At 71.2% G+C, this 15795-nt stretch carries 16 protein-coding genes; 14 read left to right on the top strand and 2 right to left on the bottom strand.

What is annotated here, in order from left to right; translation table 11 throughout:
* Nucleotides 1-95: 95 nt before the first annotated feature.
* The 12 genes from ftsH (at nucleotide 96) to lysS (ending at nucleotide 11331) form a co-directional block, all read left to right on the top strand.
* Nucleotides 96-2102, top strand: coding sequence for an ATP-dependent zinc metalloprotease FtsH (gene ftsH, locus ACZBH1_RS05110; protein ID WP_336393806.1), 2007 nt, complete (start codon nucleotides 96-98; stop codon nucleotides 2100-2102).
* Between the two features lie 9 nt (nucleotides 2103-2111).
* On the top strand, nucleotides 2112-2714 hold the full coding sequence (gene folE, locus ACZBH1_RS05105; protein ID WP_336393805.1) for a GTP cyclohydrolase I: 603 nt from the start codon (nucleotides 2112-2114) through the stop codon (nucleotides 2712-2714).
* On the top strand, nucleotides 2711-3547 hold the full coding sequence (folP, locus tag ACZBH1_RS05100) for a dihydropteroate synthase (protein ID WP_378879734.1): 837 nt from the start codon (nucleotides 2711-2713) through the stop codon (nucleotides 3545-3547). Before folE ends, folP begins: the two co-directional genes overlap by 4 nt.
* Nucleotides 3520-3915, top strand: coding sequence for a dihydroneopterin aldolase (gene folB / locus ACZBH1_RS05095; protein ID WP_378879737.1), 396 nt, complete (start codon nucleotides 3520-3522; stop codon nucleotides 3913-3915). The genes folP and folB overlap by 28 nt, the downstream gene beginning before the upstream one ends.
* Nucleotides 3912-4493 (top strand): 2-amino-4-hydroxy-6-hydroxymethyldihydropteridine diphosphokinase, encoded by a 582-nt coding sequence (gene folK, locus ACZBH1_RS05090; RefSeq protein ID WP_336393802.1) that lies wholly within the window; start codon nucleotides 3912-3914, stop codon nucleotides 4491-4493. Before folB ends, folK begins: the two co-directional genes overlap by 4 nt.
* On the top strand, nucleotides 4490-4987 hold the full coding sequence (locus ACZBH1_RS05085) for a DUF3180 domain-containing protein (RefSeq protein ID WP_463645713.1): 498 nt from the start codon (nucleotides 4490-4492) through the stop codon (nucleotides 4985-4987). The genes folK and ACZBH1_RS05085 overlap by 4 nt, the downstream gene beginning before the upstream one ends.
* The gene (locus tag ACZBH1_RS05080; protein WP_336393800.1) at nucleotides 4929-5507 is read left to right on the top strand and encodes a PH domain-containing protein; all 579 of its coding nucleotides are present in this window, start codon (nucleotides 4929-4931) and stop codon (nucleotides 5505-5507) included. The genes ACZBH1_RS05085 and ACZBH1_RS05080 overlap by 59 nt, the downstream gene beginning before the upstream one ends.
* On the top strand, nucleotides 5504-7147 hold the full coding sequence (locus ACZBH1_RS05075; protein WP_463645712.1) for a PH domain-containing protein: 1644 nt from the start codon (nucleotides 5504-5506) through the stop codon (nucleotides 7145-7147). The genes ACZBH1_RS05080 and ACZBH1_RS05075 overlap by 4 nt, the downstream gene beginning before the upstream one ends.
* On the top strand, nucleotides 7144-7860 hold the full coding sequence (locus ACZBH1_RS05070; protein WP_463645711.1) for a DUF2520 domain-containing protein: 717 nt from the start codon (nucleotides 7144-7146) through the stop codon (nucleotides 7858-7860). Before ACZBH1_RS05075 ends, ACZBH1_RS05070 begins: the two co-directional genes overlap by 4 nt.
* A complete protein-coding gene (gene panC, locus ACZBH1_RS05065; RefSeq protein ID WP_463645710.1) occupies nucleotides 7857-8702 on the top strand; it encodes a pantoate--beta-alanine ligase in 846 nt (281 codons plus the stop codon). Before ACZBH1_RS05070 ends, panC begins: the two co-directional genes overlap by 4 nt.
* 136 nt (nucleotides 8703-8838) lie before the next feature.
* On the top strand, nucleotides 8839-9735 hold the full coding sequence (locus ACZBH1_RS05060) for a glycosyltransferase (protein WP_463645709.1): 897 nt from the start codon (nucleotides 8839-8841) through the stop codon (nucleotides 9733-9735).
* An 81-nt stretch (nucleotides 9736-9816) separates the two neighbouring features.
* A complete protein-coding gene (lysS, locus tag ACZBH1_RS05055) occupies nucleotides 9817-11331 on the top strand; it encodes a lysine--tRNA ligase (protein WP_463645708.1) in 1515 nt (504 codons plus the stop codon).
* 34 nt (nucleotides 11332-11365) lie between these two features.
* On the opposite strand, the gene ACZBH1_RS05050 is transcribed toward lysS, so the two are convergent.
* Nucleotides 11366-12676 (bottom strand): DUF4192 family protein, encoded by a 1311-nt coding sequence (locus ACZBH1_RS05050; protein ID WP_452323910.1) that lies wholly within the window; start codon nucleotides 12674-12676, stop codon nucleotides 11366-11368.
* A gap of 151 nt (nucleotides 12677-12827) precedes the next feature.
* On the opposite strand from ACZBH1_RS05050, the gene ACZBH1_RS05045 reads away from it, so the two are divergent.
* Nucleotides 12828-13022, top strand: coding sequence for a hypothetical protein (locus ACZBH1_RS05045; RefSeq protein WP_463645707.1), 195 nt, complete (start codon nucleotides 12828-12830; stop codon nucleotides 13020-13022).
* A 195-nt stretch (nucleotides 13023-13217) separates the two neighbouring features.
* Nucleotides 13218-14684, top strand: a complete 1467-nt coding sequence (gene cls, locus ACZBH1_RS05040) for a cardiolipin synthase (RefSeq protein ID WP_336393791.1) — start codon at nucleotides 13218-13220, stop codon at nucleotides 14682-14684.
* Here cls and ACZBH1_RS05035 read toward each other — a convergent pair.
* Nucleotides 14665-15774, bottom strand: coding sequence for a hypothetical protein (locus ACZBH1_RS05035; RefSeq protein WP_336393790.1), 1110 nt, complete (start codon nucleotides 15772-15774; stop codon nucleotides 14665-14667). The two genes, cls and ACZBH1_RS05035, sit on opposite strands and share 20 nt — an antisense overlap.
* Nucleotides 15775-15795: the final 21 nt, after the last annotated feature.

Raw genomic sequence — 15795 nt, 5'->3', positions numbered from 1 at the left:
CCTAGGAAGCCCGCGATACCCTGATTCAACCGTCGACGGGCCCTTTCCGTCTGCGGCGGAACGTCGACGAAAGGGGTCGGGCTCTCGCCCGCACCATGGACTTCAAGAAGATCACACGCAATCCGCTCTTCTACGTCCTGCTGATCGGGGTCTTCCTCATCGTGGGTTTCTCGCTCATCTCGAGCCTGAACGGCGCGAAGCAGATCTCCACGCAGGAGGGGCTCGAGCTCCTCGCCGGTGACACCGTCGCCGAGGTCGTCAACACCGACGGCGATCAGCGCGTCGACATGACGCTGTCGAAGGAGTACGACGGCGCGAGCGACGTGCAGTTCTACTACGTCTCCGCGCGCGCCGACGAGGTCGTCGAGGCGATCAACGCGGCCGAGCCCGAGGACGGCTTCAACGACGCCGTCCCGCGCGCGACCTGGTTCGACGGCTTCATCTCGCTGCTCCTGCCGATCCTCCTTCTGGGCCTGCTCTTCTGGTTCCTGCTCTCCAGCGCTCAGGGCGGCGGCAGCAAGGTCATGCAGTTCGGCAAGTCGCGCGCCAAGCTCGTGACCAAGGAGATGCCGCAGGTCACCTTCCAGGACGTCGCCGGCTCCGACGAGGCCATCGAGGAGCTCGAGGAGATCAAGGACTTCCTGAAGGACCCGTCGAAGTTCCAGGCCGTCGGCGCCCGCATCCCGAAGGGCGTGCTGCTGTACGGCCCTCCCGGAACCGGCAAGACGCTCCTCGCCCGCGCCGTCGCGGGTGAGGCGGGGGTGCCGTTCTACTCGATCTCGGGTTCGGACTTCGTCGAGATGTTCGTCGGCGTCGGCGCCAGCCGCGTGCGCGACCTGTTCAACACCGCCAAGGACAACTCCCCGGCCATCATCTTCATCGACGAGATCGACGCGGTCGGCCGCCACCGCGGCGCCGGCATGGGCGGCGGTCACGACGAGCGCGAGCAGACGCTCAACCAGATGCTCGTCGAGATGGACGGCTTCGACCCCAAGGTCAACGTCATCGTGATCGCGGCCACCAACCGCCCCGACATCCTCGACCCGGCCCTTCTGCGCCCCGGCCGCTTCGACCGTCAGATCGGCGTCGACGCGCCCGACTTCAAGGGTCGCGCCAAGATCCTCGAGGTGCACGGCCGCGGCAAGCCCCTCGCCGACGGCGTCGACCTCGAGGTCGTCGCCCGCAAGACGCCCGGTTTCACCGGCGCCGACCTCGCCAACGTCCTCAACGAGGCCGCCCTCCTCACCGCCCGCTCGAACGCGCAGCTCATCGACAACCGCGCGCTCGACGAGGCGATCGACCGCGTGCTGGCCGGCCCTCAGCGCCGCACGCGCGTCATGAAGGACAAGGAGAAGCTCATCACGGCCTACCACGAGGGCGGCCACGCCCTCGCGGCGGCGGCGATGAACCACACCGACCCGGTGACGAAGGTCACGATCCTGCCCCGCGGGAAGGCACTCGGCTACACGATGGTGCTGCCGCTGGACGACAAGTACTCCGTCACGCGCAACGAGCTGCAGGACCAGCTCGCGTACGCGATGGGCGGCCGCGTCGCCGAGGAGATCGTCTTCCACGACCCGACCACCGGCGCATCGAACGACATCGAGAAGGCGACCAGCATCGCCCGCAAGATGGTCACCGAGTACGGCATGACCGGCGACATCGGACCGGTCAAGCTGGGTCAGTCCTCGGGCGAGGTCTTCATGGGCCGCGACATGGGTCACGGGCGCGACTTCTCGGAGCGCATCGCCGAGCGGGTGGACGCGCAGGTGCGCGACCTCATCGAGCAGGCCCACAACGAGGCCTACCAGGTGATCAACGACAACCGCGACGTGCTCGACACGCTGGCGCTGGCGCTCCTCGAGAAGGAGACGCTGGACCACATCGAGCTCGCCGAGATCTTCAAGGACGTCAAGCGCCTCCCTCCGCGCCCGCAGTGGCTCTCCAGCGAGCAGCGGCCGCCGTCGTCGCTGCCGCCGGTGGACGTGCCGCACCGCCGCGACGAGGCCGGCCTCGCCGCGAGCGTCGAGGCCGAGCAGCCGGCGGCCGAGAAGGCGCCCAAGCGTCGCCCCAGCGGGCAGGCGCGGCCCGCGACCGCGTAGGCTCGGCCCGTGGCCGTCGATCGTGAGCGCGTCGCCGCGCTCGTGCGTGAGCTGCTCGAGGCGATCGGTGAGGACCCCGAGCGCCCCGGGCTGAAGCTGACCCCGACGCGCGTCTCCGACGCCTACGCGGAGTTCTTCTCGGGCGTCGGAGAGGATGCCTCCGCCCCGCTCGCGCACACCATCTCGGTGACCCGCGGACCGGCACCCGACACGCTCCCGTCCGGCGCCGTCATGCTCCGCGACATCCTGTTCCGATCAGTCTGCGAGCATCACCTGCTGCCCTTCCGCGGCCACGCACACCTGGCGTACCTCCCCGGCGAGCAGGTGGTCGGGCTGGGTGCGCTGCCGAAGGTCGTCGACATCCTGTCGTCTCGGCCGCAGGTGCAGGAGCGCCTCGGCGAGCAGATCGCCGACGTGATCGCCGCGTCCCTCGATGCGCGCGGGGTGCTGGTCGTGCTCGAGGCGACCCACGAATGCGTGACGATGCGCGGTGGACGACAGCCGGATGCCTCGACCGTCACGATCGCCGCGCGCGGCGAGCTCGCCGAGCCTGCCGCCCGCGCCGAGCTGGTCGCGCTGATGGGCGCGGCCAGATCAGGGGCGCGCGGATGACGACGCTCATCATGGGCATCGTGAACGTCACGCCCGACTCGTTCAGCGACGGCGGACGCTATGCGGATGCCGAGGCCGCCGTCGCCCACGGACTGCTGCTGCGCGCACAGGGCGCCGACATCCTCGACGTCGGCGGTGAGTCCACCCGTCCCGGTGCCGAGCGCGTCGACCCGCGGGTGGAGCAGGACCGCGTCCTCCCGGTCGTGCGCGCGCTCGCCGAGGCGGGTGCCGTGGTGAGCATCGACACCATGAACGCGTCGACGGCCGTGGCCGCCGTCGAGGCCGGCGCCCGCATCGTCAACGACGTCTCCGGTGGCCTCGCCGACCCCGACCTCCTCGCCGCGGTCGCGCCGACGGATGCCGACGTCGCGCTCGGCCACTGGCGCGGCCACTCGGCCGACATGTACGCGCGCGCGCAGTACGAGAACGTCGTCGACGAGGTCGTGCGCGAGCTCCGGGGGCGGGTCGAGGCCGCGGCATCCGCCGGCATCGCCCCGTCGCGCGTGATCCTCGATCCCGGAGTCGGGTTCGGCAAGAAGGGCGCGCAGAACTGGGCCGTGCTGCACGACCTCGACCGGCTCGTCGGTCTCGGACCCCGGCTGCTGGTGGGGACGAGCCGCAAGCGGTTCCTCGCGGAGGCGCTCGAGGTCGACCCCGCCGACGTCGACGAGGCCCGCCGCGACCTCGCCACCGCGGTCACCAGCGCCCTGGCCGCCGAGGCGGGGGTGTGGGCCGTGCGCGTGCACGATGTCGCCGCGACCCGCGATGCTCTCATCGTGGCGCGCGGCTGGCGGGAAGGGATCCGATGGACTTCGTCGACGAGATCACCCTGACAGGCGTCCGCGCCTTCGGGTACCACGGGGTGCTCCCCGAGGAGCGGCGTCAGGGCCAGGAGTTCGTGGTCGACGCCACGCTGTACCTGAGCACGGCGGCGGCTGCGGCATCCGATGACGTCACCGACACGGTGCACTACGGCGACGCCGCCGAGCGCATCGCCGCGATCGTGGCGGGCGAGCCCCTCAACCTCCTCGAGAGCGTCGCCGCGCGGATCGCCGACGACCTGCTCGCCTACGACCTCGTGAAGATGGTGTCCGTGACGATCCACAAGCCTCAGGCGCCGATCCCGGTGCCGTTCTCAGACGTATCGGTGACGATCCGCCGCGCGCGACCGGACGATGCCCCTCGGGCGGTGGCACCGTGAGCCGCCGCCTCGCGCAGGGCTTCGAGGGCGACACCGCGCGCCGCCGCCGCGATGCCGTCGAGGCCGTCGTCGCTCTCGGCGCCAACCTCGGCGATCGCGCAGAGACGATGTCCACGGCGATCAAGGAGCTCGCGCGCGTGCCGCTCGTCGGCGCCGTGCGGGTGTCCGAACCCATCGAGACGGTCGCGGTGAAGCAGGACGGGCCGGATGCCGCGGCCCCGGCGTACCTGAACGCGGTGGCGATCCTCACCACGCGCCTGGCGCCCTCGGTGCTGCTGGGCTACCTCCACGCCATCGAGGAGCGGCACGGCCGCACGCGATCCGGGCGGCGATCCGCGAACGAGCCCGGGTGGGAGGACCGCACGCTCGACCTCGACCTGATCGCCTACGGCGACCTGGTCAGCGACGACCCGCGGCTCCTGCTCCCCCACCCCCGGGCGGCCGAGCGCGAGTTCGTGCTCGGGCCGTGGCTCGCCGTGGACCCCGACGCGATACTGCCGGGCACCGGTCGCGTGGACGAGGCTCTCGGTCGGCTGCGGGGGGCGAACCGGCGATCGACCGACGAGGCGGCGCGATGAGGCGCACGAGCGCGGGCGTCCTGCTCCTCGCCGCCGCCCTCGGCGTGGCGGCCGGCTTCCTCCTGGACCAGCTGCTGACGTCGGCGGGCCGCCCGACGTTCACCCCCGCCGTCACCCTGCCGATCCTGCTCCTGCTGCTCGGCGCGGTGGTCGTGGCGCTGGCGGTGCCGATCCGCCGGGCGACGCACGGCGGATCGACGACCGCGGTGAATCCGTTCCGCGCGGTGCGCATCGCGATGCTCGCCAAGTCGTCCAGCATCGTCGGCGCCGTCATCGGCGGGCTCGGCGCGGGCCTGTGGATCTTCCTCGCGACCCGGCCCGTCCCGCCGTCGCTAGGCTCGTTGGGAACGGTCATCGCGACGACCGTGTGCGGCGCCCTGCTGGTCGTCGCCGGTCTGGTCGCGGAGCACCTGTGCACGATCCGGAAGGACGACGATGACGAACAGCCCGGAGGCGACGACCCCGGACTCGAGCCCCGCATCCACGGCCACTGAGGCGGGGACCTACGACCGGATCGTCGAGCCGCGCTCGGAGAACCGCCTCGTCCTCGCGGAGGGCGTCTGGCACCAGATCTCGCCGAAGTACGTCAAGGTGCAGTACATCTCGTCGGGCTCGTTCCTCCTGATCGTGATCGCCGCCACCCTGGTCCTGACGCTGCTCATGCACCAGCTCTGGGCGTGGATCCCCGGGGCGATCATGACGGTGATCCTCGGGTGGACGCTCGCGATCCTGCCGCGGCAGGCCCGCTCGATCGGGTACCAGCTGCGCGAGGACGACCTGGTCTTCCGCCGCGGCATCCTTTGGCAGCGCTTCGTGGCCGTGCCGTACGGCCGCATGCAGCTCATCGACATCACCCACGGTCCGCTCGACCGGGGCTTCGGCATCGCGCAGCTGAAGTTCGTCACCGCGGCCGCGGCCACCGGCGTGACGATCCCCGGTCTGGAGCAGTCGACCGCCGAGACGCTCCGCGACCACCTGGTGCAGGTCGCCGAGAGCCGGCGCACGGGCCTATGACCTCCGTCGGGCCCAGTGCGCCGCCGCCGCAGCTGGTCCGCTCGCCCCTGAGCGACGGCGAATGGCACCGGCTGCATCCGCTCACGCCGCTCCTGCGGGGCGGGCTGTTCCTCATCGTCGTCATCGGCATCGTGCTGGCGAACCTGCGCGACCGGCTCGTCTTCGTCTTCCTGCCCTGGCTCGCCCCCGACATCGAGTCCGAGGTGGGGGAGTGGGAGGGCGCCGGCGGCGACCCGATCGACTTCATCATCGCGAACAACCTCTACGTGATGGCCGGCCTCGCGGTGCTCGCCGTTCTCATCGTCGTCGTGGCGGTGTTCTACACGTCGTGGCGGTTCCACACCTTCCGGATCACCGAGGACGACGTCGAGGTGCGCAGCGGCATCCTGTTCCGCACGCAGCGGCGCGCGCCGCTGGATCGCGTGCAGGGCGTCAACCTGACGCGCCCGATGATCGCCCGTCTCCTGGGCATGGCGAAGCTGGAGGTGGTCGGGGCGGGGACGGATGCCAACGTCAAGCTCGAGTACCTGTCGACCGCGAACGCCGAGGCCGTCCGCGCCGACATCCTCCGCCTGGCCTCGGGGCGCCGGCTCGCCGCGGCGAGCCCGCCGGCGGATCCCCGCCACGAGGGCAGGGCGGCATCCCTCGGGCAGCGGGTCGGACGCGAGCTGACGGGCATGATCGAGGGGCCGGAGGCCCCGGTGGCCGAGGTCGAGTCGGTCGTGAACATCCCGCTCGGCCGGCTCGTGGCATCCCACGTCGTCAGCATGTCCACGCTCGTGCTGGTGCTCGCGGTCATCGCGGTCATGGTCGGCGTCAGCCAGGGCGTGACGTGGCTGCTCTTCGCCTTCGTGCCGGCGATCATCGGCATCGGCGCCTACTGGGTGCGCTCCATTGTCCGCTCCCTGCGGTACTCGATCGCACCCACCCCCGACGGGGTGCGGATCACCTTCGGACTCTTCACCACCATCACCGAGATCGTCCCGCCTGGACGCGTGCACGCCGTGGAGGTGACGCAGCCGATCCTCTGGCGCCCCGCCGGCTGGTGGACCGTCCGCATCAACCGCCTGACCGGCCGCAGCGTCACGGAGTCGTCGACGGACCAGTTCACCACGGTGCTACCGGTCGGCACGGCGGCGGACGTCGAGCGCGTGCTGCGGCTGCTGCAGCCGTCGCTCCCCGACGACGAGAGGGCGCTCGTCGTGCAGGAGGGCATGTTCGGGCCCGGCGAGGACGACACCTTCACGAACACCCCCCGGCGCGCCTGGTGGATCAGGCCGCTGTCGTATCGCCGGAACGGCTTCCGCCTCACCGGCGACGTGCTGCTGATGCGGCGGGGCGTCGTGTGGCGCCGGCTCGTCATCCTGCCGCTGGCACGGCTGCAGAGCTTCGGGCTGTACCAGGGGCCGCTCGACCGCGCCACGCGCGTGACCAACGTGCGGGCGCATGTCGTCGCCGGTCCGGTGTCGCCCTTCCTCGCCGCCGTCGACCGCGACAGCGCGCTGACGCTCTTCGACGACGTCGCACGCGGCTCGGTGCGCGCGGCCCTCGCCGATCGCACGCACCGCTGGGCCCAGGACGAGGCGGACGCGCCGCCCACGCCGGCGATGACGCCCCACGCCGGAGAGGGGGACGCGTGAGGTCGAGAGACGGAAGGCTCGGCGTCGGGATCATCGGCGCCGGGCGGGTCGGGCCGGTGGTGGGCGCCGCCCTGGGCGGCGTCGGGCATGCGGTCGTCGGGATCACCGCGGGCTCCGATCCGGAGCGGGTCGAGGCGGTCCTCCCGGGCGTGCCCGTCCTGGATGCGACGGAGGTCGTCCGCCGCAGCGAGCTCGTCATCATCGCGGTGCCCCACGACCAGCTCGAGGGGCTCGTCGCCGGTCTCGCCGAGATCGGCGCGTGGCAGCCGGGGCAGCTGGTGCTGCACACCGACCCGAGCTGGGGCACGGCCGTCCTCACTCCCGCCGTCGCGCGGGGCGCGATCCCGCTCGCGGTGCACCCCGCGATCGAGTTCACCGGGACGACCATGGACCTCCGTGCGCTGTCGAGCTCGTACGCCGCGGTGACGGCGCCCGGGCCCGTGCTGCCCATCGCGCAGGCGCTGGCGGTCGAACTCGGCTGCGAGCCGGTGGTGGTCGAGGAACAGGCGCGGCCGGCGTACGGGGAGGCGATCGCGACCGCCCGGGACTTCTCCCGGTCCATCGTCCGCCAGGCGGCGGCGCTCCTCGCCCAGGCGGGGATCCCGCAGCCGGGGTCCTACCTGTACTCGCTCGCGCACACGACGATCGACCACGCCCTCGCGGAGGCCGGGTCCGGTCCCGTGGACGAGCCCCCCGCTACGATCCAAGGATGATCAGCACCGTCGACGGGCTGCGCGCCCGGATGGCCGAGGTCCGCGCCGCCAGACCGGAAGCGCGCGTCGCGCTCATCTCCACCATCGGCTCCCTCCACGACGGGCACATCGATCTCGTCCACCGTGCGCGCGAGGTCGCCGACGTCGTCGTGGTCTCGGTGTTCGTCAATCCGCTGCGCTTCGCCACTCCGGCCGAGTATGCCGCCTACCCCCGCACGCCCGACGAGGACGGCGAGCTGCTGCGCTCGCTCGGCGTCGAGATCGTGTTCGCCCCGGACGCGTCCGAGCTGCTGCCGAACGGGTCCGCCACGACGAAGGTCAGCGCCGGCGACCTGGGCCTGCGCTACGAAGGGCGTGCGCGCCCCTTCTACTTCGACGGGCTCCTCACCGTCGAGGCGAAGCTCTTCCACCTCGTGCAGCCGGACGTCGCCGTCTACGGCGAGCGCGACCGGCAGCGGGTGTTCCTGGTGCGCCGCATGATCCGCGACCTCTGCTTCGACGTCGACGTCGCGACCGTCGAGACGGTGCGAGGCGACGACGGGCTGCCGGTGTCCACGCGCATGGGCATGCTCGAGCCGCGCGACCTCGCCGCGGCGGCCCTGCTCCCCGCCGCCCTCGACGCCGCCGCCGCGAACGCCGACCGGGGCGTGGACGCCTGCATCGCGGCCGCGCAGTCGGCGCTCATGGGGGAGCAGCGCATCCGCCTCGAGTACCTCAGCGTGGTCGACCCGTCGACCTTCCTCCCCGTCGACGAAGGCAGCAGCGGGCCGGCGGTCGCGCTCATCGCCGCGACGGTGGCCGGTCACCGCTTCATCGACAACGCGGACATCTATCTGGGCTGAGACGGGGGCGGCCTCACCGATAAAGTCGGTGCTCGTGACGCATGTTCACTTCTGGACTCTCGACCCCGACGCCCCACGACCCTGGGCGCCGGAAGAGGAGCCGCATCGGAATCTTAGCTCTGCCGGGCATGCCCTCGTGGAACTGCACTGGCGAATGCGTGCACTCGGCTATCCCGTTTCCATCGGACCGGTCGTGCCGCGCGGCGCCGATGCTGTGATCGTGCTGCTTCATGACCTCACGGATTGGCACCACGGCACAGTGACGCGAACAACGTGCGGGCTCGCATTGCAGGCTCTGCTCCGCAGACGTCCACCCAGAATCGTCGTGATCCGTGTCGACATGCCGATGAGCGTTCAGCCGCCGCCCTTTGCGAGTCTCACCATCATGCCTACGCGAGCGTGTATCGATCGTGAGGACCAGAAGTGGATTCCGATGCTACCGAACCGAGGGCTGATTCCTCGGGCGGCGGAGCGGGCCGACACTCTCGCCCTCGTCGCATTGAAGGCGTACTCGTACAACATCCCCCCATGGGTTGACGACGACTTCCGCCGAGAACTGGAGAAGCTCGGATATGAGCTCCGTCTGGACACGGAGATGGAGGGTCGCTGGCCTGACTTCCGCGGCGTCGACGTCGTCTTGTGCAGTCATGACGACCGTACGCTCGAGGACGAGCGCCGCAAGCCTGCGACTAAGCTCATCAACGCCTGGAGAGCAGGCGCAATCCCGATCTGCGGACCGTACAGCGCTTACGAGGAGATCGGCCGGGACGGGGAGACGATGCTCGTCAGTGACGGAACGGCCACAGGCTATATTGACCGGCTCCGCCACCTCAGGGAGCACGAGCTCGTCGCACGGCGCCTGCGTTCGAGTATCGCCGTGAAGGCACGCCAGTATGATCCCGAGCGGATCCTCGTCCAGTGGTGGGAGGCGATCCAGTCGGCCGCGTTCACGACGCGGCGTCAACTCGCCCGAACCCTGATCATCACGCTCGCCGGATTGGCGACGCGGAAGTTGCGACGCGGTCGTGTCTGAGCTCTACGAACCGCGAGGCGGCCGTCGATAGACTTGGGGGTCCGCGTTCTGCGGAGAACACCCCCACCGAGGAGCCTATCCGTGACCGACACGACCTCGCCCGTCGAGCCGACCGAAGCCGAAGTCTTCGAGCAGAAGGCCGTGCGGCTGGCCAAGCGCGAGCGACTGATCGCCGAGCGGACGGATGCCTCGGGCGGCGCGTACCCGGTGAGCCTTCCGATCACCGACACCATCCCCGCGCTCCGCGAGCGCTTCGGCGACCTCGAGGCGGGTGCCGAGACCGGCGTCACGGCAGCCGTTGCGGGTCGTATCGTCTTCAGCCGCAACACCGGCAAGCTGTGCTTCGCGTCGCTCCAGTCCGGGGACGGCAGCCGCATCCAGGCGATGGTCTCGCTCGCCGCCGTCGGTGACGAGTCCCTGCAGGCGTGGAAGGAGCTCGTCGACCTCGGGGACCACGTCTTCGTGTCGGGCGAGGTCATCTCGAGCCGGCGGGGTGAGCTGTCGATCATGGTGTCGGAGTGGCGCGTGGCGTCCAAGGCCGTGCTGCCGCTTCCGAACCTGCACTCCGAGCTCAGCGAGGAGACGCGCGTGCGCAGCCGCTTCCTCGATCTCATCGTGCGCGACCGTGCGCGCGACACCGTGGTGGCGCGCGCGAAGGTGAACGCCAGCCTGCGGGAGACGTTCGGGTCGCACGGCTTCCTCGAGGTCGAGACGCCGATGCTGCAGGTGCAGCACGGCGGGGCATCCGCTCGCCCGTTCATCACCCACTCCAACGCGTTCGACACCGACCTGTACCTGCGCATCGCGCCGGAGCTGTTCCTCAAGCGCGCCGTCGTCGGCGGCATCGACCGCGTGTACGAGATCAACCGCAACTTCCGCAACGAGGGCGCGGACTCCACGCACAGCCCCGAGTTCGCGATGCTCGAGGCCTACCTGGCGTACAGCGACTACAACGGGATCGCCGACCTGACGCAGGAGCTCATCCAGAACGCCGCGGTGGCGGTGGCCGGCTCGACGACCGTGACCTGGGCGGACGGGACCGAGTACGACCTGGGCGGCCAGTGGGACCGCCTGTCGATGTACGACTCGCTGTCGGAGGCGGTGGGGCGCAGCATCACCCCCGAGACGTCGTTCGCTGAGCTCGTCGCGCTCGCCGAGGCGGAGGGCGTCGACCTTCCGCCGCACGCCATCCACGGCAAGCTCGTCGAGGAGCTGTGGGAGCACTTCGTCAAGCCGGGCCTGGACCGCCCCACGTTCGTCATGGACTTCCCGCTCGACACCAGCCCCCTCGTGCGCGAGCACCGCTCGATCCCCGGCGTGGTCGAGAAGTGGGACCTCTACACGCGCGGCTTCGAGCTGGCCACCGGGTACTCCGAACTCGTCGACCCGGTCATCCAGCGCGAGCGGTTCGTGGAGCAGGCCAAGCTCGCGGCGCGCGGCGACCTCGAGGCGATGCGCATCGACGAGGAGTTCCTGCGCGCGCTCGAGCACGGTATGCCGCCCACCGGTGGCATGGGCATGGGCATCGACCGCCTGCTGATGGCGATCACGGGGCTCGGCATCCGCGAGACGATCCTCTTCCCGCTGGTCAAGTAGATCCGTCGGGTCTCGGCGCGTCGCGTCGCCGTCGTCATCGGGGTGCGCCACGGCGGAACGCCCAGTCGGGCAGATGCCCGGCCTGCACGAACGACAGCACGATCTGCGACAGGCCGTGCTCCGGCTCGATCTCGCACGCCATCCCCGCGTACGCCGCGGCGTGCGTAGACCGGCCGAGCGCCCACGACAGCCACGCGCACATGGCGAGCGCACCGGGTCGCGCCTCGCGCGGGGCCACGGCGGCGGCGTGACGGCACACCTCCAGCGCCACCTCCAGGCGGGCGACGTCGGGAGTGTCGCCCTCCCCCCACATCCGCATCGCGAGGTGCGCCGGGTACTCCTCGCCGGACTCCCACCGCAGCTGGGCGTCCAGCGCCTCATCCCCGTCGGCGAGGTTCCCGCTCCACTGCACGAGCGCGACATCCCGCAGCGACGGCCGTGCGAGGCACCACACCAGGGCCGCGGAGTCGTAGGCGTCGCGCCCTGCGGGCCGCTGTTCGAGCGCGTCCTCGAAGAGGCCCGGGAGGTCGTCGAGCCGACATGCGGTGCCGAGGGCGCGCGGGTCGATCCGGGTGTTCGAATCCGGTGCCGGGTCGCCCTCGTCGGCGTCGCCGAAGATCGGGCCGGGCACCGGCCCGAGGTCGCACGCGTGCCCGGCCGCCGGAGCGCGATCGTCGGGTGCGGGCGCCGCCTCGGGTGCGTGCGCCGCCTCCGGGAGGGGTGCCGTCGACACCCCGGGCGCTCCGCGGAGGCGACCGCCGGCGACGGCATCCGGCCCGCACAGCACCTCGACCGCGTCGTCGAGCGCCGTCAGCGCGCGCGCCACCCGCTCCTGCTCGCCCGGTGGACACTCAGGCAGCTCGGCGCCGCTCGCCTGATCGCCGTCCGCCGCACGCATCCCCTGCAGCTGCGTGCCGGCGCCCTCGAGATCCGACAGCGGCCGTCCGGACGCAGGGAGGTGGGAGTCGAGCGCCGAGCCCCAGCCGTCGGCGGCCACGCACAGCAGGTCGGTGACGCGCAGCCCGCAGGCATGCGCGCGGCGGTCGAGGGCGTCCAAGAGCTCGCGGTGCGGCATCCTGTCGCGGTCTTCGAACCGTGCGCCGGTGTACGCGATCGCGGCGACGGCGTCGGCCTCGGGCAGGCGGCATGCCAGGCCGATGACGGTGGCGGCGACGCCGTCGGTCTCGCCCCCGGCAGGCAGATCGAATCGCATGGCGCCCAGGCTGCGGGCGCCCTGGAACGGGATCACGACGAGGCTCTCGGAAGGGTGGTAGCCCAGCATGAGGGGGACGAACGACAGGAACTGCGCCGCGTCGGCGGCCTTGACGACTGTTGCGGGGGTCATGCGGACGACTCTCGCGGGACGCGCAGAGGGGCAGGAGCCGGATCCGCCGCTCGGGGAAACTCCGCGCCGGTGCCGCCTGCGCACAGGCCTGGGGAGGAGCCCCGGTCGGCCGGCGGCAGGAGGCCGCGGGGGACGGCGTATCCTGGATGGCATGGATTACTGGGTCGCGGTGCTGTGGACGCTCCTGCCGACCGTCGTCGTCTCGCTGATCTTCTTCTACGTCATGCGCAGCGCGATGCGCGCGGACCGCAACGAGCGGCGTCTGTACGCCAAGGTGGAGGCGCAGGAGCGCGCCAAGCGCGGACTGCCGCCGGCGTCGACCGGCGCCGCCTCCGCGGACCACTGACCCTCCGGGCCCCTTTCGGCCGGCTGCCGCCGCGGACGTGCCGGCAACGGGTGCCCTGGTGGGATCCACCACCCTAAGCGCGAGGCGACGGGCAGGGCTTCGATCCCATGCCGGTTGCTGTATGCCGGGGATGTCGTCCGGCCCCCGATACGCTGGCCTCACCCGTCCCGACCGCGATGCGAGAGGCCTCCGCCGATGATCACCATCACGTTCGATGCGACGTGGTGGGCGGTGCTCGTCCTCCTGCTCGATCTGACGATCCGCATCGCGGCGATCATCATCGTGCCGCGCAACCGGCGTCCGACCGCGGCGATGGCATGGCTCCTCGCGATCTACTTCATTCCGATCATCGGTGTGTTCCTGTTCCTGCTGATCGGCAACCCCCGGCTGCCGCGCAAACGCCGGCGCAAGCAGGAGCGCATCAACGAGTACATCCACGACACCAGCGCCTCGCTGGACTTCGGCACGCTGCGCCCGCACGCCCCGTCGTGGTTCACGTCGCTGGTCACGCTCAACCGCAACCTCGGCGCGATGCCGCTCGCGGGCGACAACTCCGCGCAGATCATCTCCGACTACCAGGAGAGCCTGGATGCCATGGCCGACGCGATCCGCGCGGCCGAGAGGTACGTGCACGTCGAGTTCTACATCCTCCAGGCGGACGAGTCGACCGACAACTTCTTCCGCGCGCTCGAGGAGGTCGCGGCGCGCGGCGTGCCGGTGCGGGTGCTGCTGGACCACTGGGCCAACCGCGGCAAGCCGAAGTACCGGCAGACGATCAAGCGCCTGGACGCGATGGGGGCGCACTGGCGCCTCATGCTCCCGGTCCAGCCGCTGAAGGGCAAGTATCAGCGACCCGACCTGCGCAACCACCGCAAGCTCGTCGTCGTCGACGGACGGGTCGCGTTCACCGGCTCGCAGAACGTGACCGACTCGACCTACAACCTGCGCAAGAACATCCGGCGCGGCCTTCACTGGGTCGACCTGATGGCGCGCATCGAGGGCCCGGTCGTGGCATCCGTCAACGCCGTCTTCCTGAGCGACTGGTACAGCGAGACCGACGAGGTGCTCACCGACGACGTCGACCTCTTCGACGTCAGGAGCGGTCCGGGGGACCTCGACTGCCAGATCGTGCCGTCGGGCCCCGGGTTCGAGTTCCAGAACAACCTCAAGCTGTTCGCGGGTCTGCTCTACGCGGCGCAGCGCAAGATCATCGTGGTCAGCCCGTACTTCGTGCCCGACGAGGCGCTGCTGCTGGCGATCACGACGGCGTGCCAGCGCGGCATCCACGTCGAGCTGTTCGTGTCGGAGGAGGGCGACCAGGCGATCGTCTATCACGCGCAGCGCAGCTACTACGAGGCGCTGCTGCGTGCCGGCGTGAAGATCTGGATGTACAAGAGGCCGTACATCCTGCACACCAAGAGCCTCACCATCGACGACGAGGTCGCCATCATCGGCTCGAGCAACATGGACATGCGCTCGTTCGGTCTCAACATGGAGATCTCGATGCTGGTGCGCGGCGAGGAGTTCGTGCGTCAGATGCGCGGCGTCGAGGACATGTACCGGTCGCAGTCGCGTGAGCTCACGCTGGAGGAGTGGGAGAAGCAGCCGCTGCGCTCCACCATCCTCGACAACCTCGCGCGCCTCACGTCCGCGCTGCAGTAGAGACCTTCAGCAGCCCCTCGACCACGAGCCGGTCCACCGCCGCCCGCACGAGTGCGCTGGCATCGGCGCCGTCGGGGGCGCCGTGCGCCGCGGTGGCGGCCGCGACGAGCGCATCGAGGGGGACGCCGGATGCCGCGGCCCACAGTGTCGGCGCGATCCCGTCCAGGACGCGCACGGTGCCGCGGCCGACCGCGTCACTCGTCAGCACGGCGATGCGGTCGGCGCCCGCGAGCTCGAGCTCGTCGACGCACGCCGCACGCGAGAAGAGGACCTCGCCGGGGGAGCCGCCCGGGATGGACGGGGGACCCGCCGGCTCCCGCACTATGGCCGGGGCGACCACCGGTGCGGCCGCTGCGCCGGCGAAGAGACCGGGCACGATCTCGGACAGGTCGCCGGCCTCGCGGTAGCGCACGGCGCGGATGCCGCCGGTCGCCTCCGCGACCGCGGCGATGAACCGCAGCGAGTCGGGGCGCTCGGCGAGGTGGCTGGACTGGGTCACGAGGTCGTCGAGCGCATCCGCCAGCTCGACCCGGCGGACAGCGGGGGCGCCGTCGTGGGCGGCGTCCCGGTGGAGCAGGACGATGGCGCGCACGCGCAGCTCGCCGGGGATCGGACCGAGTCCGACCGACGACGCGGAGCGCTCCACCTTGGGGGCGAACGGCTCCTCGATGATCGACAGCGGCTTGCGGTAGGCGACCACCCCGCCGTCGCGTGCGATGCCGATCGTCTCATCGGAGACGTAGCCGTAGTGCTGCCCCAGCCGACGCGATGCGGTCGTCTTCCCGCGCCCGGACGGCCCGACCAAGGCGACGACGTCTCCCTCTGGTGACGCGATCCCCGCCGCGTGCAGCATCCACAGATCCCTCCGCCGGGCGTCGATCGCGGCGCGCGTGACCTGCTGCGACAGCGCCTGCAGCATGCGGGTGCGGATCCCCGCGCGGGGGACCACGATCGCCGCGGGCTCGTCGGCGGGGTCGGTGGCGGCATCCGCCCACGCCGCCCGCACCGCGTCGGCGTCGCCGGCGTCGAGCCTCGACAGGTCGATGGCGACCGTCGTGCCGATGGCGCTGACGTGAAGCATCGCGGTCATCCTCGCAGTGTAGGCGAGGGC

It is taken from the genome of Microbacterium sp. ZXT2-5 (genome assembly GCF_055329545.1).
This window is presented reverse-complemented; position numbering and strand designations above follow the sequence as displayed.

Excerpts from the sequence above, each read along its gene's own strand:
- ACZBH1_RS05080 (WP_336393800.1), top strand. The coding sequence starts at position 4,929 with ATGACGAACAGCCCGGAGGCGACGACCCCGGACTCGAGCCCCGCATCC.
- cls (WP_336393791.1), top strand. The coding sequence starts at position 13,218 with ATGATCACCATCACGTTCGATGCGACGTGGTGGGCGGTGCTCGTCCTC.
- ACZBH1_RS05035 (WP_336393790.1), bottom strand. The coding sequence starts at position 15,774 with ATGACCGCGATGCTTCACGTCAGCGCCATCGGCACGACGGTCGCCATC.
- folB (WP_378879737.1), top strand. The coding sequence starts at position 3,520 with ATGGACTTCGTCGACGAGATCACCCTGACAGGCGTCCGCGCCTTCGGG.
- ftsH (WP_336393806.1), top strand. The coding sequence starts at position 96 with ATGGACTTCAAGAAGATCACACGCAATCCGCTCTTCTACGTCCTGCTG.
- ACZBH1_RS05045 (WP_463645707.1), top strand. The coding sequence starts at position 12,828 with ATGGATTACTGGGTCGCGGTGCTGTGGACGCTCCTGCCGACCGTCGTC.
- folP (WP_378879734.1), top strand. The coding sequence starts at position 2,711 with ATGACGACGCTCATCATGGGCATCGTGAACGTCACGCCCGACTCGTTC.
- ACZBH1_RS05075 (WP_463645712.1), top strand. The coding sequence starts at position 5,504 with ATGACCTCCGTCGGGCCCAGTGCGCCGCCGCCGCAGCTGGTCCGCTCG.
- ACZBH1_RS05050 (WP_452323910.1), bottom strand. The coding sequence starts at position 12,676 with ATGACCCCCGCAACAGTCGTCAAGGCCGCCGACGCGGCGCAGTTCCTG.
- ACZBH1_RS05085 (WP_463645713.1), top strand. The coding sequence starts at position 4,490 with ATGAGGCGCACGAGCGCGGGCGTCCTGCTCCTCGCCGCCGCCCTCGGC.
- panC (WP_463645710.1), top strand. The coding sequence starts at position 7,857 with ATGATCAGCACCGTCGACGGGCTGCGCGCCCGGATGGCCGAGGTCCGC.